The following is a 20,479-nucleotide window of genomic DNA, read 5'->3' as shown; positions in this document are numbered from 1 at the left end:
CCACAGGAGCATCCCCCATGGTTTTTCCGCTGAAATTTGCGTTGATCGCTACGCTGGCATTGCTCGTTGCCTGTCGCAGCGATCCGATTCAGTTTCACACCCTGACCCCGGCTCAACCGAGCAGCAATACCAGAACCACTACGGATATCCAGATAGAAAGCCTGATCGTTCCACCTCAGGTCGATCGTCCACAGATTGTCGTGCGCCAGGGCAATACGGGCATGGCGATCCTCGAAACCCAGTGGTGGGGAGCGAGTCTGGTGGATGAGTTGCGCAGTGCCCTGCTCGATCAGATGGTCAACAGCAATCCTCAACGCAAAGTCTCGGTGCGGTTGGTGGTGCAGCGTTTTGATTCAATCCCCGGTCAGTACGGGTTGATCGATGTGAAATGGCGTCTGCGCGCCGGCGATGAGATCCTGATGACCTGTCGCAGTACCTTGCAGACGCCATCCGGGCCATCCATAGACGAATTGGTGGCGGCACAACAGACCAACGTCAAACGCCTCGCCGCACTGATCAGCCAGGGCGCCACGGGCACCCGCTCGAGTTGCCCGTCAACCTGATCTCACCCGGTCTCTGCCCGGGACTCAGCGGTGACCGGGTCGCCGTTGAGCTGTTTTTTTGGCTGTTAGTTCAACTGCAACGCCGCTCCAGTAAGAGACAAGCGTTACCAATAACCCACTAATTAGCCGATTGGGGCTTCATTGCATTTTTTTCACATTCATTTCACCCCCCTGACACTTGCACGGATTTAGTTTTCATCGCGACTAAAACGCCCTCTTGGTTACGAGGCAATCATTCAGCGCCGTTCGAATCCTGTTTATCAACAGCCCATTCAAATGCGCCCCGACAGGTGGAAAAAACTTGGTCAACAGCATTTCGCACAAAGGGTCGAAGCCCCCCGTCAAGGCAACGCGCCTGTTCAAATCGCTGCTGGCGTTCGGCGGTGTGCTGCTGGTCACTGCGCTGATGAGCGGTTTTGCCTGGTGGCAACGATCTCCAGTCAACCTGGTGGACGCCGGGACGCAAGCCAGGGCGCAACTGTTGCAACAATGGGCGGCTGGCGAGGTCGTGGTCCTGGTGCGACACGCCGAACGCTGCGACCGCTCGACCAACCCTTGCCTGGGGCCGCCTGACGGTATTACCCGCCTGGGCAGTGAGGCGGCCAAGGCAGTGGGGCAAGGCTTGCAGGGCCTGGGGATGACGCAGGCCGATGTCCTGTCCAGCCCGCTGACCCGCACGATGCAAACTGCACATTACATGTTTGACAAAGATGCGCAGGCCCAGGATTGGCTCGCCACTTGCGGTAAAACCCTGCGCAACGATGTCGTGGCGCACAAGCGGGCCGGACACAATCTGATCCTGGTGACGCACAGCGGCTGCATCGCCGATTTTGAGGCCCAAACCGGTTTTAAACATGCCGCCACCGCTGAATATGGCAGTTCATTGTTTGTTCATATTGCGAACGACGGGCAGCTTCAGGTCGTGGGCATCATCAAGGCACAAGACTGGCACTCGTTATCTGATCAAAAAAGCTGAACAACGATCAGGCTTGTACGGAAGTTGCGAATACAATCAATAGTCCCCAACCATTTATTGAACCCATGCTGAAATCAAATGACACAGAAAAAATTCTGCGCCGTCAGCCAAACATCTAAAAACACCCATAATTCCCGGCAACTTCTGAGCACCAAGGACGAGCAATGACGCACCACCCTTCTTTACCCCGATCCGTAGACGGCCTGCCCCACAACGCCTCCCAGCCAATGCGTTACAGCGAGCGCTGGATCATGCTTGCCCTGGTCGTCGCGTTCGTGGCGTTTTACCTGTTGCCATTGATGACCCATGGCATGTGGATTCCCGACGAAACCCGCTACGCCCAGATCAGTCAGGAAATGCTGCTGAGCGGTAATTGGGTCTCACCGCATTTCATGGGTATCCGTTACTTCGAAAAACCGATTGCCGGTTACTGGATGATTGCCATCGGCCAGGCGGTGTTTGGCGAAAACCTGTTCGGGGTACGGATCGCCTCGGCGGTGAGTACCGGCCTGAGTGTCTTGCTGGTCTACCTGATCAGCCGCCGCCTCTGGAACGATCCGCGCAAAAGTTTTGCGTGCGCGCTGTTCTACATGAGCTTCGGCCTGATCGCCGGCCAGGCCGGGTACGCCAACCTGGACCCGCAGTTCACGTTCTGGGTCAACTTGAGCCTGGTCATGCTGTGGTTTGCCCTCGACAGCCGTACCAGCCGTGGTCGGCTGGGGGCCTGGGTATTATTGGGCTTCGCCTGCGGCATGGGTTTCATGACCAAAGGGTTCCTCGCCTGGCTGTTGCCAGCACTGATCGCGCTGCCTTATATGCTTTGGCAGCGTCGCATCAAGGAATTGTTGGGTTACGGTTCACTGGCGGTACTGGTGGCGGTCATCGTCTGCCTGCCGTGGGTGCTTGCCATCCACCATAGAGAACCGGATTTCTGGAACTTTTTCTTCTGGAACGAGCACGTGCGCCGTTTCGCTGCCGATAACGCACAGCACGCCCGCCCGTGGTGGTTCTACCTGCCGATGCTGGTAGTCTCGAGTCTGCCGTGGGCGGCGCTGTTGCCAACGACATTCATCCAGGCCTGGAAGAACAAGCGCCAACCTGCCTTCGTTTTTCTCCTGCTCTGGCTGTTGTTGCCATTGGCCGTGTTCAGCATGAGCAGCGGCAAACTGCCGACCTACATCATGCCGTGCCTGTTGCCGCTGGCGTTGCTGATGGGACATGCCGTGACTGAGTTGCTGGCCCTGGCACAACGCCGGACGCTTCGCATCAACGGATGGCTGAACGTCGTCATTGCCACCAGCGCATTGCTGGCTTTGCTCTACCTGCAGGCGACCAGGGAGATCTACTCGAATACCGAGATGTTCAGCCTGTCCATGGTTTACATCGTGTTGGTCGGCTGGATTATCGCCAACGCCTTGCAGATCCTGCGCCCCCTGGAGCTTTGGGCGATGCCGGCACTCGGCATCTGGCTGCTGGTCGCGCTGTTGCCGGCCGCCATGCCGAGCCAGATTGTCGACAGCAAAATGCCCGACCGGTTTATCGCCGAGCATCTGGACAGCCTGAAGCAGACCACTTCATTGCTCAGTAATGATCTGGGCGCCGCTTCCGCCCTGTCCTGGCTGGTGAAACGTCCTCAAGTCGATCTCTACAATGTGATCGGCGAGTTGAAATACGGCCTCAGCGACCCGGCCATGGCTTCGCGCAAGGTCACCATGGATAACGTTGGACAATGGATGACCGAGGCGCGCAAAAAGGGCTCGGTCGGCGTCGTCATGCGGGTCAAGAGTGTCGATGAAATCCAGGAAGTCGAGGCACTCCCCGTCGACGGCCAGCGTTTTCAACGCGGCGAACTGGAAATCCTGATCTTCCCGCAAAGTCAGCCCTGACGGCGATTGATATAAAAAACCGAGAACTTCAAATGGGGTTCTCGGTTTTTTGCATATGGGGTGCATGGCTTTCGGGTCAACGGCAGCACCACGCAAGGCATCTTCGAAAAAGCCTGTGCCTGAGCCTTCACCGGCCTTCTCCTCAACGCCAAATGACAGGAATTAACGGTTTTTTTGACGTTTTTTTCTCATTCTCCGCACTACATTCGCCCGCCAAACATGCAAATGATTCCTATTGAACTATGATTCGCGACAACCTATCCTCGTCGACTCCACGTGTTCAATTCCAAAAAGCCGGAGCTGCCACCGCATGATTTCCCGTTTGCCTTCATTCCTGAAAAAAGCCCTGCTGGCCACCGCCCTGGTGAGTGCCGGCCATGTGTATGCGGCCGACAGCGTCGGCATTGTGGTTTACAACGCGCAACACGAAGGCCTGACCAAGGCCTGGGTCGAAGGCTTTACCCAGGAAACCGGTATTCCCGTGACCTTGCGCAATGGTGACGACACCGAGATGGGCAATCAGATCGTGCAGGAAGGCGCCGCGTCACCCGCTGACGTGTTCCTGACAGAAAACTCTCCAGCCATGGTCCTGGTCGATAACGCGGGTCTGTTCGCGCCCGTCGACAAAACCACCCTGGAACAAGTCGACTCCGCCTACCGTCCCGCCCACGGTAAATGGGTTGGAATCGCAGCCCGCTCCACCGTGTTCGTCTATAACCCGAGCAAACTGTCGGAAACGGAACTGCCGAAATCGATCATGGACCTCGCCGCGCCAGCCTGGAAAGGTCGCTGGGCAGCGTCGCCGGGCGGTGCCGACTTCCAGGCCATCGTCGCCGCCATCCTGGAGCAGAAAGGCGAAGCCGCTACCCTCGAGTGGCTCAAGGCAATGAAAACCAACTTCACCGCCTACCGGGGCAACAGCTCTGTGCTCAAGGCGGTCAATGCCGGGCAGATCGACAGTGGTGTGATCTACCACTATTACAGCCTGGTCGATCAGTCCAAGACGGGCGAAAACAGCAAGAACACGGCCCTGCACTACTTCAAACACAAGGATCCGGGTGCCTTTGTCAGCATCTCGGGTGGCGGCGTCCTCGCCTCCAGCCAACACAAGGAACAAGCCCAGGCATTCCTCAAATACGTGACGGGCAAGGAAGGCCAGGCCACGCTCAAGAACGGCAATTCCTTTGAATACGCCGTGGGCAAGAATGCTCAATCCAACCCCAAACTGGTGCCTTTGCAGCAGCTTGACGCGCCGACTGTCGATGCTTCCAAACTCGACAGCAAGAAAGCCGTGGAGCTCATGACTCAGGCCGGACTGCTTTAATTGTTGCCTGAAACCCTGCCGGTGGGCATCGCCGAGGCGATGCCCACCCACCTGCGTCGTCGATCACGCGGCCGGTTCGCGAGCCGTGGTGGCGCGTGGGTCATCGGTCTGTCGGTGCTGGTTTCGTTGCTGGCGCTGCTCCCCATCGCGTTCGTCATCGGCGTTTACCTGGAGACTGGCTGGTCCACCCTCGTGCCGCTGGTGTTCCGGCCGCGAGTCGGCGAATTGCTGGTCAATACCGTGCTGCTGGTCGTCATCACCATTCCCTTGTGCATCGCACTGGGTGTGGCGCTGGCCTGGCTGACGGAACGCACGGATTTGCCGGGGCGACGCTGGTGGTCGTTGCTGGCCACCGCGCCGCTGGCGGTGCCGGCGTTCGTTCACAGTTATGCCTGGGTCAGCCTGGTCCCGCCGATTCACGGGTTGTTCGCCGGGGTTCTGGTGTCGGTCATCGCCTACTTCCCGTTCCTTTACCTGCCGGTCGCCGCAACGCTGCGTCGACTCGACCCGGCCATTGAAGACGTCGGCGAATCCCTTGGACTCAAGCCCTGGGCGGTGTTTTTCCGCGTGGTGTTGCCGCAGTTGCGCCTGGCCATCTGCGGCGGTGCCTTGCTGGTTGGCTTGCACCTGCTGGCCGAGTACGGCCTGTATGCAATGATCCGCTTCGACACCTTCACCACAGCGATCTTCGATCAGTTCAAGTCCACCTTCAACGGACCGGCCGCCAACCTGCTGGCCGGCATACTGGCCCTGTGTTGCCTGGCGATGCTGACCGCAGAATCGGCGGCCCGTGGCAACGCGCGTTACGCCCGCGTCGGTTCAGGCAGCGCACGGGAGCAACGGGTGGTGCAACTGGGCAGCTCGTTGAAGGCCCTTGCGCTGGCTTTGCAGGTCATCACCTGCGTCCTGGCATTGGGCGTACCGTTGATCACCCTGGGCAAATGGCTGATCGCCGGCGGTGCCGAGGTCTGGGATTTGCCCGAGCTACTCCCGGCCCTGGAGCAGACGCTGCTGTTGGGTGTGGCGGGTGCCGTGCTGACAACCTGCGCCGCGATTCCGATTGCCTGGCTGTCGATTCGCTCACCGGGCCGCTTGCAACGGCTGCTGGAAGGTTGCAACTACATCACCAGTTCGTTGCCGGGGATCGTCGTGGCGCTGGCATTGGTGACGGCGACCATCCAGTTTGCCCGGCCGATTTACCAGACCACGATCACCGTGTTGCTGGCGTACCTGCTGATGTTCCTGCCCCGCGCCCTGGTGAGCCTGCGTGCCGGTATCGCCCAGGCGCCGGTTGAACTGGAAAACATCGCGCGCAGCCTGGGTCGCTCACCCGCCCGGGCATTGTGGCTGATCACCTTGCGCCTGGCCGCACCGGGCGCTGCAGCGGGTGCCGCGCTGGTGTTCCTGGCGATCACCAATGAGCTGACCGCCACCCTGCTGCTTGCCCCCAACGGCACGCGTACGCTGGCGACCGGGTTCTGGGCCATGACCAGTGAAATTGATTACGCCGCCGCAGCGCCCTACGCACTGCTGATGATTGTCCTGTCGCTTCCGCTGACCGGGCTCCTTTATCACCAATCCAAGAAAACGGCTGGCCGATGAACGCTCTAGAACTGCATTCGATCTCTAAATCCTACGGTTCCCATCGGGCCCTGGATAACGTCAGCCTGTCGGTGCCGACGGGCAGCCGCACGGTGATTGTCGGTCCGTCAGGGTCGGGCAAAACCACCTTGCTGCGGATGATCGCCGGTTTCGAATTTCCCGATACCGGTCGCCTTTCGCTCAACGGCCAGACCCTGGTCGACAGCACCCATGAGGTGCCGGCGCACCAACGTTTGATTGGCTATGTCCCCCAGGACGGCGCCTTGTTTCCGCACATGACCGTGGCCGCCAATATCGGCTTCGGGCTGGCCAGCAAGGGCCAGGAACGGCAAGAACGCATCGCTGAATTGATGGACAGCGTTGCCCTTGACGCGCGCATGGCCGAACGCTGGCCCCATGAGCTGTCCGGTGGTCAGCAGCAACGTGTCGCGCTGGCGCGTGCCCTCGCCCAGCAACCGCGGCTGATGCTGCTGGATGAACCGTTTTCGGCGCTCGATACCGGCTTGCGCGCCGCCATGCGCAAACTGGTCGCGCGATTGCTGGCGGACGCCGGCGTGACCACCATTCTGGTCACCCACGACCAGAGCGAGGCGCTGTCCTTCGCCGATCAATTGGCCGTCATGCGTAATGGACGGCTGGTGCAGTCCGGGCATCCCCTGGACCTTTACCGCTATCCCGAGGATGAGGAGACGGCGCTGTTTCTCGGCGACGCCGTGGTCATGCCTGCGCGCATCGAGGCCGGCTGGGCCCATTGCGATCTGGGCCGGATCCCGGTCAACAACCACCGCAATAACAGTTCGGCGCAGATCATGCTGCGGCCAGAGCAGTTGCAGTTGACCAGCATCGTCCCCAACAGTGCAGAGGGTAGCGGTTGCCAAGCAGTGGTAACCGAACGGGATTTCAGCGGCAATACCTGCACACTGACCGTCGAGTTGCAGCCATTGAACACTGACGAGCAGCCAGGTCGATCACTGCTGGTGCGCAGCTCAGGCCTCTACGCGCCACCGACGGGAAGTACCGTTCAGGTCTCGACCATCGGTCACGCCCATGTACTGAGCGAACCCTGAACCCTCCCCCTCAAAGGTCGAAGCGATCAACCGCCCGGCGCCGTTCATTGTCATCGCGCACATCGTAATTGGCCGTAGTCTGGATGTTGCTGTGATGGGCGAGTTTCTGGGCGATCGACAAATCATGCTCCTCGATCACCCGGGTAATGAACGAACGCCGGAAATCATGGGGCATGATCTTCACCCCCACTTGGGCGCCCCGCTGGCGGGCGATGTAGTAAATCGCATGCTTGGTGATGCGCTCACGGGTGATGTGGCTGCCGCGACGTATGCGATTGAACAGGAAGGTGTCGTCCGACTCACCGTCCTTGAGCTGTGAACGGCGCAGTTCCAGCCAGGCGTCGAGCTTGGCGAACGCCCAGGCCGGGGCGTATTTGATCAACTGCTTATTGCCCTTGGCGGTGACCCGAAGGCTGCGTTCCGTGAAGTCGACCTGATTCAAATCCAGGTTCACCGACTCCGATTTACGCATCCCGGAGCCATACAGAATCCCGATGATCGCCGCGTCCCGCAGGCCTTGCGGTCGCGGATCGGCGGCGCACACTTCCATCAGTTCCTGAATCAGCGTGCGCCGCAGATTGCGCCCCTGGGACAGGCGCGTGCCGGCAATACCCTTGACCGAGCGCATCTTCAACAGGTGCTCCTGGCTGATCAGGCTCATGCGCCAGGCCTCGTTCATTACCCCACGCACCGCATTGACATACAGCGACGATGTATTGGGCGCATAACCGTCCGTGCGCAAGGTGGCGACCAGTGCAATCACATCCTCGGGTTGCAACTGATACCAGGGGATTTCTTCGATGTTCACATCTTCAAAGCCCAGACGATCGGCGGCGTCCTGCAGGATATATCGCATGGTCAATTGGCTGGACGGCGCCAGTCGCGCCAGATACAGCGTCAGCGGATTGGTCCTGGGAGCATTCGGGTCAACAACGGGTAAGTCAATCAAACGAAACGGCCTTGAATGAAAACAATTCAACGAAACAACTAAGGATGGAAACAGACCATATAAAATGCGAAACTTGTGTAAGATTTTTTTGCAAAAGCAGTAGTCACCGGTAAAAATCTGAACAGTCGCTTAATAGATACCGGATAAATGATTCGCCGACCGTTTTTTCATGTTCCTTTCACAAAATCGGGCATAACCTCTGGCGGATCTGGCGACCCTCGGCATTTTCAACCTGCCGACCGTTGCAGGAAAAGTCAACTGATGGTATTTCTCACCAATCTCAAGTAAGTAGTTGATGCAGTGTGTTTTTTAGCGTCTAGAATGCGACTGGATCCATTTTCTAGCCTCAAAGGCTATTCACTTTTTTCAGCCAAGAGGTGCTCATGAGTCAGGCTTTTCTTCCCTTCTCCCGCCCGAGTATCGGCGATGAGGAAATTGCCGCGGTAGAACAAGTACTGCGCTCAGGCTGGATAACCACCGGGCCGAAAAACCAGGCACTGGAAGAGCACTTCGCCAATTATGTCGGTTGCCGTCATGCCGTGGCACTGTCCTCGGCGACAGGTGGCATGCATATCACTTTACTCGCGCTGGGAATCGGACCGGGCGATGAAGTCATCACACCCTCGCAGACCTGGGTGTCCACCGCCAACATGATCAGCCTGCTGGGTGCGACACCCGTTTTCGTCGACGTTGACCGCGACACGCTGATGAGTGACGTGGCGAGCATCGAGGCGGCAATCACCCCGCGCACCAAAGCCATCATCCCGGTGCACTACGCTGGCGCTGCGTTCGATCTCGATCCGTTGTATGCACTGGCCGACAAGCACGGCATTACCGTGATCGAAGACGCCGCCCACGCAGCAGGTACCCGGTATAAAGGTCGCCACGTCGGTTCCACGGGTACCGCGATTTTTTCGTTCCACGCCATCAAGAACATGACCTGCGCCGAAGGCGCGATGTTCGTGACCGACGATGAAGCCCTGGCGACGCGGGTACGCATGCTCAAGTTCCATGGCTTGGGTGTCGATGCTTACGATCGCCTGACCCATGGCCGCAAACCCCAGGCACAAGTCATGGAGCCGGGATTCAAGTACAACCTGGCCGACATCAATGCGGCCATCGCCCTGGTACAACTGGAGCGGCTGGACGAGATCAACGCCAAACGCACGCTGCTGGCCGACACCTACCTGCAACGCCTGGAAGGCCTGCCGGTGCAACCGCTGGCCATTCCCGGCCATGCGCAGCAACACGCCTGGCACCTGTTCATCCTGCGTATCGATGCCGAGCGTTGCGGGCTGGACCGTGAAGCGTTCATGAAAGCCCTGCAGGAACAGAATATCGGCACCGGGATTCACTTCATCGCGACACACCTGCATACTTGGTATCGCCAGCGTTATCCTGACCTGTACCTGCCCAATACCGAATGGAACTCGGCCCGACTGTGTTCGATTCCGCTGTTCCCCGACATGACCACCGATGACGTCGAGCGCGTTGTCGGCGCCATTGAAAACTGCCTGGACACACGCCTGTGAGACCTTACCCAATCAACTTCGTATCGATCGTGATTCCGGTCTATAACGAAGAAGACAGCCTGCCGGAATTGCTGCGCCGCACCGAAGCGGCGTGCGCGCAATTGCACCACCCCTACGAGATCGTCCTGGTCGATGACGGCAGTCGCGATGACTCCGCGCACATTCTGGAGCAGGCCGCCTCCCGCCCTGACAGCCCGGTAGTGGCGGTCATTCTCAACCGCAACTATGGCCAGCACGCGGCCATCATGGCCGGTTTCGAGCAGTGCAAGGGCGACGTGGTGATCACCCTTGACGCCGACTTGCAAAACCCGCCTGAAGAAATCCCGCGCCTGGTGGCCCAGGCCGAACTGGGCTACGACGTCGTCGCCACCGTGCGTAACAACCGTCAGGACTCGGCCTTGCGCCGTTGGCCGTCGAAACTGATCAACCTCGCCGTACAACGCTCCACCGGCGTGGCCATGAGCGACTACGGCTGCATGCTGCGTGCCTACCGGCGCACCATCGTCGACGCCATGCTGGCCTGCCGCGAGCGCAGCACCTTTATCCCGATCCTGGCCAACAGCTTCGCCCGTCACACCACGGAAATCCTGGTGAACCACGCCGAGCGCGAACACGGCGATTCCAAATACAGCCCCATGCGCCTGATCAACCTGATGTTCGATCTGGTGACCTGCATGACCACCACGCCACTGCGCCTGCTGAGCATCATCGGCTTCGGCATGGCGGCCCTCGGCGTACTCTTTGCCGTCGCTCTGGTGTTTTTGCGTCTGGCATTTGGTGCCGGCTGGGCCGGCGGTGGCACCTTTGTCCTGTTCGCCGTGTTGTTCGTATTCACCGGCGGCCAATTCATTGGCATGGGCCTGTTGGGCGAATACCTGGGCCGCATGTACAGTGATGTCCGTGCTCGTCCGCGTTTCTTTATCGAAAAGGTGCTGCGTAGTCAGCCTGCCTCTCCTGTTTCCGTTGCCACCATCGATGGCCTCACTTCCACTTCTTCAGATCGGGTTCACCCATGAGCGCAAAAGCTGTTGTCTTCGCCTACCACGATATCGGTTGTGCCGGTATCGAAGCCCTGCTCGCCAGCGGTATTGAAATCGCGGCCGTGTTCACTCACGCCGATGATCCCAAGGAAAATGCCTTCTACGGCTCCGTTGCGCAGCTGTGCGCGAGCAAGGGCATCACCGTTCACGCACCGGAAGATGCCAACCACCCGCTGTGGATCGAGCGCATCAGCAAGCTGGACCCCGACTACCTGTTCTCGTTCTACTACCGCAACCTGCTGAGCGAGCCATTGCTGGCCACCGCCCGCAAGGGTGCGTTCAACCTGCATGGCTCGTTGTTGCCAAGCTACCGTGGCCGTGCGCCAGCCAACTGGGTGCTGGTCAATGGCGAGACCGAAACCGGCGTAACCCTGCATCGCATGGTCAAGCGTGCCGATGCCGGCGCGATCCTCGCCCAGCGCCCGGTGGCAATCGAGCGCAGCGACACCGCACTGAGCCTGCACGGCAAATTGCGTCAGGCCGCCACCGACCTGTTGCGTGACACCCTGCCGCTGCTGCTGCAAGGCAAAGTCACTGAAACCCCGCAGGATGAATCCAAGGCGAGCGTTTTCGGTCGCCGCACTCCAGCCGACGGTAAGCTGGTCTGGCAGAAGCCGGCAGAAGAACTGTTCAACCTCGTTCGTGCCGTGACCCAGCCGTATCCGGGCGCGTTCTGCGCGGTGGGCGAGCACAAGCTGATTGTCTGGAGTGCCGAAGTGGCCAAGGGCAATGAAGGCCAGGCTCCAGGCCGAGTGATCAGTGTCGACCCGCTGCGCATTGCCTGTGGCGAAGATTCGCTGATCATCACCGCTGGCCAGCGCAACGACAACGGCCTGTACCTGAGCGGCCCGCAACTGGCCAACGAGCTGGGCCTGGTGGACGGTTCCGTGCTGCGCGGTGCCGAATCCGGTCGCGCGCCACGTCGCACTCGCGTGCTGATCCTCGGCGTCAACGGCTTCATCGGCAACCACCTGTCCGAGCGTCTGTTGCGTGATGATCGCTACGAGGTGTATGGCCTGGACATCGGTTCCGACGCCATCGACCGCCTGCGCAGCCACCCGAACTTCCACTTCGTCGAAGGCGACATCAGCATTCACTCCGAGTGGATCGAATACCACATCAAGAAGTGCGACGTGGTCCTGCCGCTGGTGGCCATTGCCACCCCGATCGAATACACCCGCAACCCGCTGCGCGTATTCGAACTGGATTTCGAGGAAAACCTGAAGCTGGTTCGCTACTGCGTCAAGTACAACAAGCGCGTGATCTTCCCGTCGACTTCGGAAGTCTATGGCATGTGCCAGGACAAGAACTTCGACGAAGATGCCTCGAACCTGATCGTTGGTCCGATCAACAAGCAGCGCTGGATCTACTCCGTGTCCAAGCAACTGCTGGATCGCGTGATCTGGGCTTACGGCGCCAAAGGCCTGAACTTCACCCTGTTCCGTCCATTCAACTGGATGGGCCCGCGCCTGGACCGTCTGGATTCGGCACGTATCGGCAGCTCCCGCGCCATCACCCAGTTGATCCTCAACCTGGTGGAAGGTACGCCGATCCGCCTGTTCGACGGCGGCGAGCAGAAACGTTGCTTCACCGACATCGCCGACGGCGTCGAAGCGCTGGCGCGGATCATCGACAACGACAACGATGTCTGCAACGGTCAGATCATCAACATCGGCAACCCGGACAACGAAGCCAGCATCCGTCAGTTGGGCGAAGAGCTGCTGCGTCAGTTCGAAGCTCACCCGCTGCGCGACAACTTCCCGCCTTTCGCCGGTTTCCGCGACGTGGAAAGCAAGGCGTTCTACGGTGCCGGTTACCAGGACGTGGAACACCGCAAGCCAAGCATCGCCAACGCCAAGCGCCTGTTGAACTGGGAGCCGACTGTGGAAATGCGTGAAACCATCGGCAACACCCTGGACTTCTTCCTGCGCGAAGCCATGCTCGAAATCGCGGACAAGCGCTGATGCAGGCAGGCCTACGCATCGATGTCGACACTTACCGAGGCACCCGTGAGGGGGTGCCCCGGTTGCTGGAAATGCTGGACGAAGCACAAGTCAAGGCGACGTTTTTCTTCAGCGTTGGCCCGGACAACATGGGGCGCCACTTGTGGCGCCTCATCCGTCCACAATTCCTCTGGAAAATGCTCCGCTCAAACGCGGCCGGCCTGTATGGCTGGGACATCCTGCTGGCCGGCACTGCATGGCCGGGCAAACCGATTGGCCGCGATCTCGGGCACCTGATGCGTCAGGCCCGTGACGCCGGCCATGAGGTCGGCCTGCACGCCTGGGATCACCATGGCTGGCAAGCCAATGCCGGGCGCTGGAACGACGCGCAACTGATCGAGCAGATCCGTCGTGGCGTGGACACCCTCAGCGACATTCTCGGGGCAAAGATCGAGTGTTCGGCCGCCGCCGGTTGGCGCGCGGACGAGCGCGTGATCGAAGCCAAGCAGCGCTTTGGCTTTCGCTACAACAGCGATTGCCGTGGTCAAAGCCTGTTCCAGCCGAGACTGGCCGATGGACGCCTCGGCACACCGCAGATCCCTGTTGATCTGCCGACTTTCGACGAAGTGGTTGGCCCGAATATTGCCGCCAACGACTTCAACAGTTTTATCCTTGACCGGTTCACGCCGGAAAAAATCAACGTCTACACGATCCATGCCGAAGTAGAAGGGATTCTGATGGCCAATGATTTCCGCCACCTGCTGAGCGACGCGCGGCAGCGAGGCATCCACTTTCAACCCTTGGGCGATTTACTGCCCGATGCCCCCAGCAGTTTACCGATCGGCCGCGTGGTACGCGGCACACTCGAAGGTCGCGAAGGCTGGCTGGGAGTGCAAGGGGCATGAGTAAACGCTGGGCATTGCCGCTGTTGCTGGCGCTTATGGCGCTGGCATACCTGCTGCCTCTGGGAACCCATGGCCTGTGGATTCCCGATGAAACCCGCTACGCCCAGATCAGCCAGAACATGCTGCTGAACGGCAACTGGGTGTCGCCGCATTTCATGGACGTGCGCTATTTCGAAAAACCGGTCGCCGGCTACTGGATGATCGCCATCGGTCAGGCGCTGTTCGGTCAAAACCTGTTCGGTGTGCGCTTCGCTTCGGCGCTGAGCACAGCCCTGAGCGTATTGCTGTGCTATCTGATCGCACGGCGGATGTGGAACGAACCGCGCAAGAGCTTCGCCTGTGCGCTGCTGTATATGAGCCTCACGGTAATCGCCGCCCAGGCCGGATACGCCAATCTCGACCCGCAATTCACTTTCTGGGTCAACCTGAGCCTGGTTGCCTTGTGGTTCGCAGTTGATAGCACGGGCCGCGGCCAACGTTTGACGGCCTGGGCGGTGCTGGGGCTGGCGTGTGGCATGGGCTTCATGACCAAGGGGTTTCTCGCCTGGCTGCTGCCGGTGCTGATCGCCCTGCCCTGGATGATCTGGCAAAAGCGCTGGCGCGAGTTGCTGGTCTACGGTCCGGTGGCGATTGTCGTGGCCGTGGCCGTCAGCCTGCCGTGGGTCCTGGCGGTGCATGCGCAGGAGCCCGACTACTGGCGATTCTTCTTCTGGCACGAGCACATCCGCCGTTTCGCCGGGGAAGATGCCCAGCATGATGCGCCATGGTGGTACTACTTGCCGTTGCTGGTCGGGTTCAGCCTGCCGTGGGTGGCGTTGCTGCCACCTGCGCTGAAAGAGGCGTGGCAGGCCCGGCGTCAGACTCACATTGCGTTCCTGTTGCTGTGGCTGTGGATGCCGCTGATCTTTTTCAGCCTGAGTAAAGGCAAGCTGCCAGCTTACATCCTGCCCTGCCTGCTGCCATTGGCCTTGCTGTTGGGTCATACCCTGGCCGATCGCCTGAAACTGGAGCAAGGCCGGATCCTCGGTATCAACGGGATCCTCAACCTGTCTCTGGGCCTGATCACCCTGCTCGCCCTGGTCTATTTGCAGCTGAAAAAACCGCTGTACGACCATGAACTGCACAACCTGGTACTGGTGTTTATCGCGCTGATCGGCTGGATCATGGCCAACCTGCTGCAAGCCTTCAGGCCGTTGCAATGCTGGGGAGCCCCGGCCTTTGGCAGCCTGCTGCTGATCGGCCTGCTACCGGCCGGCTTACCCAACTCGGTGGTCGCCAACAAGACGCCTGATCAATTCATCCTCGATCACGCGCAGGAACTGGGCCAGAGCGCCAGGTTGCTGAGCAATGATCTGGGGGCGGCTTCGGCCCTGTCCTGGCGCCTGAAGCGCCCGGACGTATCGTTCTACAACACGGTCGGCGAATTGAAGTATGGCCTTGCCTACCCTGATTCGATGAAGCAGCGCGTCGATTCCGATCAGATCCAGCAATGGATGCTCGAGGCCCGTCAGCAGGGCCCGGTCGGCGTGGTGATGCGGGTCAAAGGTGACGACGAACTGCACGAACTCGAACAATTGCCCAAGGAAGGCAAGCGTTATGAGCAAGGCAATCTGGTCATTTTGATTATTCCTCAGGCCGCGCCATGAGCCTGATTCTATTACTGGTCGCTTGTCTGCTGACCTGCCTGGGCCAGATTGCCCAGAAGTACGCCGTGGAAAGCTGGCGCGGACAACCCTCGAGTTGGGCGCAGAAACTGCGTTCGCCGTGGTTGTGGCTGGCGCTCGTCTCACTCGGTTTGGGCTTGCTGGTCTGGTTGCTGGTGTTGCAGCGCCTCGAAGTGGGCATCGCCTACCCGATGTTGAGCCTCAATTTCGTGCTGATCACCCTGGTCGCGCGCTTCCTTTTCCACGAAACCATCGACCGCCGTCACTGGCTGGGTGTAGTGCTGGTGATCGGTGGCGTGGCACTGTTGGGGCAACACGCATGAACCAGCGACGCGGAATCACCTTCGCCCTGGGCAGCGTAATGCTGGTCAGCGCCGCACAGTTGGGCATGCGCTGGAGCATGAGTCACCTGCCGTCTCCGGAACAATGGCTCAGCGCCCCGATCGACCTGGCGGCTGTGGCCGTAGTGCTGGCGGCTATCCTTGCCTATGCCCTTTCAATGCTCAGTTGGCTCCTGGCCCTGCGTGACCTGCCCCTGGGCCGGGCCTACTCGCTGCTGAGCATCAGCTACGCACTGGTGTACCTGTTGGCCGCCAGCCTGCCGCTGTTTCACGAAGATTTCAGCCTTTCAAAAAGCCTTGGCGTCGCCCTGGTCATCCTGGGCGTCATCACCATTAATTCTCGACCTGCAAGTGCGCCCGAACTTAGGAGTGCCCCATGAAAATAAGTGTATTTGGTAGCGGTTATGTTGGCTTGGTGCAAGCCGCAGTCCTGGCGGAAGTTGGCCACGACGTGGTCTGCATGGATATTGACGAGAAAAAAGTCAAATTGCTGCAACAGGGCCATGTGAGCATTTTCGAACCTGGGCTTGCCAGCCTGGTGCGCGAAGGCCTGGACGGCAAACGGTTGCAATTCACCAGCGATGAAAAGCTGGCGGTGCAACACGGTCAGGTGTTGTTCATCGCGGTCGGCACGCCGTCCCGTGAGGATGGCTCGGCCGACCTGCGTTACGTCCTGTCCGTGGGCGAAGCGGTAGCTCGCCACCGTGAACAGCCGGTGATCCTGGTGGAAAAATCCACCGTACCGGTCGGTACGGGCGATACCCTGCGCGCGCACATCGACCAATACCTGGCCAAGGACGGGCGTTCGCTGCAGTTCGATATCGTGTCCAACCCGGAGTTCTTGAAGGAAGGCTCGGCTGTATCCGATTGCCGGCGTCCGGACCGTATCATCATCGGCTGCGAGCGCGATGAGGTGCGTGATGTGATGCGCGACCTGTATGCCCCTTTCAACCGCAACCATGACCGCGTCATGTTCATGGACCTGCGTAGCGCCGAGCTGACCAAATACGCCGCCAACTGCATGCTGGCGACCAAAATCAGCTTCATCAACCAGATCGCCGAGCTGGCCGAACACCTGGGGGCCGATATCGAATCGGTTCGTCTGGGCATCGGCGCCGACTCCCGTATTGGCTACCACTTCATCTACCCTGGCTGCGGCTACGGCGGATCGTGCTTCCCCAAAGACATGCGCGCCCTGATTCACAGCGCCGAAGAGGCCCACTGCTCCAGCGATCTGCTGCAAGCGGTTGAAGCCATCAACGAGCGTCAGAAACACAAGCTGTTCGATCGCATTAACGCGTTCTACAAGGGCGATCTGAAGGGCAAGACCTTCGCCCTCTGGGGTCTGGCGTTCAAGCCAAACACCGACGACATGCGCGATGCACCAAGTCGCGTGCTGCTTGAATCGCTTTGGGCGGCGGGCGCCGAAGTGCGCGCATTCGACCCCGAAGCCATGCAGGAAACCCAGAACCTGTATCCCGATGAACCGAAGCTGATGTTGATGGGCACGCCGGAATCGGTATTGACGGGCGCCGACGCGCTGATCATCTGCACCGAGTGGCAGCAATTCAAGGCGCCGGATTTCAACCTGATCCGCCAACGCCTCGTCGCCCCGGTGATCTTCGACGGACGCAACCTGTACGACGCCGAACGTCTGGCCCGTGGCGGCTTCCTGTATTTCCCGATGGGCCGCGGCGAATCGCGCAAATTGCCGATCCCGCATCAGCAATGGCCAGCCGCCCCAGTCGACGCCTCGGCGTAATGGCGCTGTCCATCCGCCAACAGTCCTGCGTCGTGGGACTGTTGGCCCTGCTGTTGTGCATCGCCGGGGTGTACCAGCAAGCGCCAATCGGTTTCGATTCGCGCTTCATGCTGTTCGCCCAGGAGATGCTGCGACACGGGCCGTCGTTTTTCCCGACCACCTATGGTCAGCCCTACGCTGACTACCTGGGGCTTTCAACCCTGTTCATCTGGTTGACGGCCCTGCCGTTTGGCCAGGTCAACAGCCTCAGTGCCTGGCTGCCAAGCGCCATCGCCGGGGCGGTCATCGTCACGCTGATGTACCGTCTGGTTGCACCTGTTTCCAGCCGATGGGCGTTGCTGAGCATCGCCCTGATGTTGCTGACCAACACCTTCATCACCGAAGTACGCGCGGTTTCCCAGGACTTGATGCTCGCTGCGGTGGCATTTGCGGTGTTCTATCTGGGCTACGCCGCCGATCACTTCTCGGCACCCCGTCGATGGCTACTGATCTTCGCCTTGTTGCTGCTGGGTTTCGGCCTGCGTGGGCCGATCGGGCTGGTGATTCCCACCGGCATTCTGTGCAGCTACTTTCTGCTCAATCGCCAATGGCAGCGGTTTTTCGGCTTCGGCCTGACGGCCGCAGTGCTGCTGGCCCTGTGTGTCGGCGCGTTGCTGTGGATGGCCAAAGCCAGTGGCGGGCCGGTTTTCATGCAGGACGTGATCCGCATGCAGTTCATGGGACGCATGGACGGCAGAGAAGGCGTCAGCGGCTCGCTCTACTACTTCACCAGTTCGATGGGCAACTATGCGCTGGCCTATCCTCTGGCGCTGCTGGCATTGCTGGCACTGGCCCTGAACAAACCGCGCGACACCGGGCCGGCTCTGCGATTGCTCCAGTATTGCGCGGCAGCCGGGTTGATCGTGATGCTCGGGCTGTCGATTCCCCAGGCAAAGAAAGCCCGCTACCTGCTGCCGATATTGCCCTTTGTGGCGATCATCGCCGCCTACCCCTTTGCCGTGGCTCAGGGTCGGGTGTTCAGCTGGCTACGCGGCTTGATGCAGGGCCTGTGGCTGCTCATGCCGGCGTTGTTCATCGGCGGACTGCTGGTTGCCCAACGAAAACTTGATCAACAACTGCCCAACCTTGCTACGGTGTTGATGATCCTGGGGGCGTTACAAGTGATTGCACTGGCGGTCCTTGGCAAACCGCGCTGGCGCCCGCAAACCCTGGCCGTTTGTTCGGTACTGGCGTTGTGGTCGGTGTACATCCTGGTGTTTGAACCGCTCGAACGGCAGATGTACGACACCCGGACCTTCAGCCGTGCCTCGCTTGAACAGATGCAAAAAGACCCGGCACCGCTGGTGCTGCATCGCATGGGCAAGGACGCCAAGGCCATCAAGTTCATGGTCAATATCGAGCAGGACTTGCAACCGGTGTTCACCGAGTCGATTCAAGAGCTGGACACGCTTCAGGGGCCTTTGTGGTTGATGATGGATGCCAACGACTACCATGCCCTGCAAGGCACCTCCTATGGCGCTTTGCCGCCCGTACTCAGCGGGCGTTTCGACAAGAACGACTTCGTGCTGCTGCATCGCCCCTTGTAGAAGAGGCCGAAGGCACGGAGCAAGTCCGATGGCCATTCACCGGGAGTCGTTGAAGATCAAGCATGTTCTTCAACGACTCCCGGGGGCCGTGTTAAACAGGACTCCTCGCGTACCTGCTTTCGAATAAGGACATTCACCCCGTGGCCAACTACTCGCTGGTTATCCGCCGGTTGTTGATCTGCTCGTTGACCATCGTTGTCAGCCGCGCGATCACCAGCCCCATGCTCACGCTGTTCCTGAGCAACAAACTGGGCCTCAACCAACAGGACGTTGGCTTGCTGCTCGGCATCGCGGTATTCATCGCAACCCTGCTCGCGCTCTACGGCGGTTACATCATCGACCGTCTGGAAAAACGTCGCCTGCTGATTCTGACCATGCTTTCGAGCGCGATCGGCCTGGTGCTCCTGACCCTTGCCGAAAACCTTTACCTGACCACCGTCATCCTGGTGGTCACCGAAATCGCTTCGGCGCTGTTCCTGATCGGTTCAAAAGCGATCCTGAGCGAAAACCTGCCCGTGGGCCAACGGGCCAAGGCGTTTTCCCTGAGCTACACCCTGACCAACATTGGCTATGCCATCGGCCCGATGCTCGGTGTAGTGATCGCCGGGGTCTATCCGATTGCTCCATTCCTGATCGCTGGCGCCATCGCTTTTTTCAGCATTTTTTTGCTGACCGGCATTGCCAGGGACCCGGCGCTGCCACTTGTAACCGGACAGACGCAAAGCTTCCTCAACACCCTGATCACCCTGAAAAACGACCGCACCCTGATCATGTTCACCGCCGGCTGTCTGCTCAGCACCGTGGTGCACGGTCGCTTCACCTTTTATCTGTCGCAGTACCTGCTGGTCACCAGTGACGACCAGAACACGCTCAAAGTCATGGCCGCCCTGCTCGCCTGCAACGCCATTAGCGTGATCCTGCTGCAATATCAGATCGGCCGCTTCCTCAAGCGCGAACACCTGCGCCACTGGATTGTTGGCGGTACCGCGCTGTTCATCCTCGGCCTGATCGGATTCAGCCTGGCCGACAGCCTGGTGAGCTGGTGCGTGGCGATGTTTATCTTCACCCTGGGCGAAATCATCATTTACCCGGCGGAGTTTCTTTTCGTCGATACCCTCGCCCCGCAGGAGCTGCGTGGCAGTTACTACGGTGCGCAGAACCTCGCGGCGCTAGGGGGTGCACTAAGCCCGGTGATCTGCGGCTTCCTGCTGATGCATACCCCGGCGCCCACCATGTTCTATGCCTTGAGCACGTTGGCAGCCTTGGGTGGCATGTTGTGTTTCATGAGTGGCCGCCGGGTGCCGATACATCAGAATTAATGAACTGAAGCTTCATTAAT

At 59.7% G+C, this 20,479-nt stretch carries 17 protein-coding genes; 16 read left to right on the top strand and 1 reads right to left on the bottom strand.

Features of this window, described 5'->3' with window-relative positions:
- Window positions 1-17 precede the first annotated feature (17 nt).
- The 6 genes from ACVWYU_RS15765 (at window position 18) to ACVWYU_RS15740 (ending at window position 7,418) form a co-directional block, all read left to right on the top strand.
- Window positions 18-563: a PqiC family protein gene (locus ACVWYU_RS15765; RefSeq protein WP_390955985.1), complete on the top strand. Its 546-nt coding sequence runs from the start codon at window positions 18-20 to the stop codon at window positions 561-563.
- 301 nt (window positions 564-864) lie between these two features.
- Window positions 865-1,539, top strand: a complete 675-nt coding sequence (gene pmrG, locus ACVWYU_RS15760; RefSeq protein ID WP_390955984.1) for a lipopolysaccharide core heptose(II)-phosphate phosphatase PmrG — start codon at window positions 865-867, stop codon at window positions 1,537-1,539.
- A 227-nt stretch (window positions 1,540-1,766) separates the two neighbouring features.
- Window positions 1,767-3,425, top strand: coding sequence for a lipid IV(A) 4-amino-4-deoxy-L-arabinosyltransferase (arnT, locus tag ACVWYU_RS15755; RefSeq protein WP_457373186.1), 1,659 nt, complete (start codon window positions 1,767-1,769; stop codon window positions 3,423-3,425).
- Window positions 3,426-3,735: 310 nt separating this feature from the next.
- Entirely contained in the window at window positions 3,736-4,749 is a 1,014-nt protein-coding gene (locus tag ACVWYU_RS15750; RefSeq protein WP_247255665.1) for an iron ABC transporter substrate-binding protein, read from the top strand.
- Between the two features lie 3 nt (window positions 4,750-4,752).
- The gene (locus ACVWYU_RS15745) at window positions 4,753-6,351 is read left to right on the top strand and encodes an ABC transporter permease (RefSeq protein ID WP_428846568.1); all 1,599 of its coding nucleotides are present in this window, start codon (window positions 4,753-4,755) and stop codon (window positions 6,349-6,351) included.
- A complete protein-coding gene (locus tag ACVWYU_RS15740) occupies window positions 6,348-7,418 on the top strand; it encodes an ABC transporter ATP-binding protein (protein ID WP_457373079.1) in 1,071 nt (356 codons plus the stop codon). Before ACVWYU_RS15745 ends, ACVWYU_RS15740 begins: the two co-directional genes overlap by 4 nt.
- 10 nt (window positions 7,419-7,428) lie before the next feature.
- On the opposite strand, the gene ACVWYU_RS15735 is transcribed toward ACVWYU_RS15740, so the two are convergent.
- Window positions 7,429-8,367, bottom strand: coding sequence for a site-specific integrase (locus ACVWYU_RS15735; protein WP_457373078.1), 939 nt, complete (start codon window positions 8,365-8,367; stop codon window positions 7,429-7,431).
- Window positions 8,368-8,750: 383 nt separating this feature from the next.
- On the opposite strand from ACVWYU_RS15735, the gene arnB reads away from it, so the two are divergent.
- The 10 genes from arnB (at window position 8,751) to ACVWYU_RS15685 (ending at window position 20,459) form a co-directional block, all read left to right on the top strand.
- Complete coding sequence (arnB, locus tag ACVWYU_RS15730; RefSeq protein ID WP_457373077.1) at window positions 8,751-9,899, top strand: UDP-4-amino-4-deoxy-L-arabinose aminotransferase; 1,149 nt, start codon at window positions 8,751-8,753, stop codon at window positions 9,897-9,899.
- Window positions 9,896-10,915 (top strand): undecaprenyl-phosphate 4-deoxy-4-formamido-L-arabinose transferase, encoded by a 1,020-nt coding sequence (gene arnC, locus ACVWYU_RS15725; protein WP_090322080.1) that lies wholly within the window; start codon window positions 9,896-9,898, stop codon window positions 10,913-10,915. Before arnB ends, arnC begins: the two co-directional genes overlap by 4 nt.
- Entirely contained in the window at window positions 10,912-12,903 is a 1,992-nt protein-coding gene (gene arnA, locus ACVWYU_RS15720; protein WP_090322083.1) for a bifunctional UDP-4-amino-4-deoxy-L-arabinose formyltransferase/UDP-glucuronic acid oxidase ArnA, read from the top strand. The genes arnC and arnA overlap by 4 nt, the downstream gene beginning before the upstream one ends.
- On the top strand, window positions 12,903-13,787 hold the full coding sequence (gene arnD, locus ACVWYU_RS15715; RefSeq protein ID WP_247255669.1) for a 4-deoxy-4-formamido-L-arabinose-phosphoundecaprenol deformylase: 885 nt from the start codon (window positions 12,903-12,905) through the stop codon (window positions 13,785-13,787). The genes arnA and arnD overlap by 1 nt, the downstream gene beginning before the upstream one ends.
- The gene (gene arnT, locus ACVWYU_RS15710) at window positions 13,784-15,433 is read left to right on the top strand and encodes a lipid IV(A) 4-amino-4-deoxy-L-arabinosyltransferase (RefSeq protein ID WP_457373076.1); all 1,650 of its coding nucleotides are present in this window, start codon (window positions 13,784-13,786) and stop codon (window positions 15,431-15,433) included. Before arnD ends, arnT (ACVWYU_RS15710) begins: the two co-directional genes overlap by 4 nt.
- The gene (gene arnE / locus ACVWYU_RS15705) at window positions 15,430-15,774 is read left to right on the top strand and encodes a 4-amino-4-deoxy-L-arabinose-phosphoundecaprenol flippase subunit ArnE (protein ID WP_090322093.1); all 345 of its coding nucleotides are present in this window, start codon (window positions 15,430-15,432) and stop codon (window positions 15,772-15,774) included. Before arnT (ACVWYU_RS15710) ends, arnE begins: the two co-directional genes overlap by 4 nt.
- The gene (arnF, locus tag ACVWYU_RS15700; protein ID WP_247255671.1) at window positions 15,771-16,172 is read left to right on the top strand and encodes a 4-amino-4-deoxy-L-arabinose-phosphoundecaprenol flippase subunit ArnF; all 402 of its coding nucleotides are present in this window, start codon (window positions 15,771-15,773) and stop codon (window positions 16,170-16,172) included. The genes arnE and arnF overlap by 4 nt, the downstream gene beginning before the upstream one ends.
- On the top strand, window positions 16,169-17,554 hold the full coding sequence (locus tag ACVWYU_RS15695) for a UDP-glucose dehydrogenase family protein (protein ID WP_090322099.1): 1,386 nt from the start codon (window positions 16,169-16,171) through the stop codon (window positions 17,552-17,554). The genes arnF and ACVWYU_RS15695 overlap by 4 nt, the downstream gene beginning before the upstream one ends.
- The gene (locus tag ACVWYU_RS15690) at window positions 17,521-19,140 is read left to right on the top strand and encodes an ArnT family glycosyltransferase (RefSeq protein WP_457373075.1); all 1,620 of its coding nucleotides are present in this window, start codon (window positions 17,521-17,523) and stop codon (window positions 19,138-19,140) included. Before ACVWYU_RS15695 ends, ACVWYU_RS15690 begins: the two co-directional genes overlap by 34 nt.
- Before the next feature lie 140 nt (window positions 19,141-19,280).
- Window positions 19,281-20,459 (top strand): MFS transporter, encoded by a 1,179-nt coding sequence (locus ACVWYU_RS15685; RefSeq protein WP_457373074.1) that lies wholly within the window; start codon window positions 19,281-19,283, stop codon window positions 20,457-20,459.
- The last annotated feature ends 20 nt before the right edge of the window (window positions 20,460-20,479 follow it).

The organism is Pseudomonas sp. TE12234, from assembly GCF_054061835.1.
The sequence above is the reverse complement of the archived record's forward strand: the minus strand, read 5'-3'. Positions and strand labels throughout refer to the sequence as shown.

Excerpts from the sequence above, each read along its gene's own strand:
- ACVWYU_RS15765 (WP_390955985.1), top strand. The coding sequence starts at position 18 with ATGGTTTTTCCGCTGAAATTTGCGTTGATCGCTACGCTGGCATTGCTC.
- arnT (WP_457373186.1), top strand. The coding sequence starts at position 1,767 with ATGCGTTACAGCGAGCGCTGGATCATGCTTGCCCTGGTCGTCGCGTTC.
- ACVWYU_RS15750 (WP_247255665.1), top strand. The coding sequence starts at position 3,736 with ATGATTTCCCGTTTGCCTTCATTCCTGAAAAAAGCCCTGCTGGCCACC.
- ACVWYU_RS15740 (WP_457373079.1), top strand. The coding sequence starts at position 6,348 with ATGAACGCTCTAGAACTGCATTCGATCTCTAAATCCTACGGTTCCCAT.
- arnB (WP_457373077.1), top strand. The coding sequence starts at position 8,751 with ATGAGTCAGGCTTTTCTTCCCTTCTCCCGCCCGAGTATCGGCGATGAG.
- arnA (WP_090322083.1), top strand. The coding sequence starts at position 10,912 with ATGAGCGCAAAAGCTGTTGTCTTCGCCTACCACGATATCGGTTGTGCC.
- arnD (WP_247255669.1), top strand. The coding sequence starts at position 12,903 with ATGCAGGCAGGCCTACGCATCGATGTCGACACTTACCGAGGCACCCGT.
- arnT (WP_457373076.1), top strand. The coding sequence starts at position 13,784 with ATGAGTAAACGCTGGGCATTGCCGCTGTTGCTGGCGCTTATGGCGCTG.
- arnE (WP_090322093.1), top strand. The coding sequence starts at position 15,430 with ATGAGCCTGATTCTATTACTGGTCGCTTGTCTGCTGACCTGCCTGGGC.
- arnF (WP_247255671.1), top strand. The coding sequence starts at position 15,771 with ATGAACCAGCGACGCGGAATCACCTTCGCCCTGGGCAGCGTAATGCTG.
- ACVWYU_RS15695 (WP_090322099.1), top strand. The coding sequence starts at position 16,169 with ATGAAAATAAGTGTATTTGGTAGCGGTTATGTTGGCTTGGTGCAAGCC.
- ACVWYU_RS15690 (WP_457373075.1), top strand. The coding sequence starts at position 17,521 with ATGGCCAGCCGCCCCAGTCGACGCCTCGGCGTAATGGCGCTGTCCATC.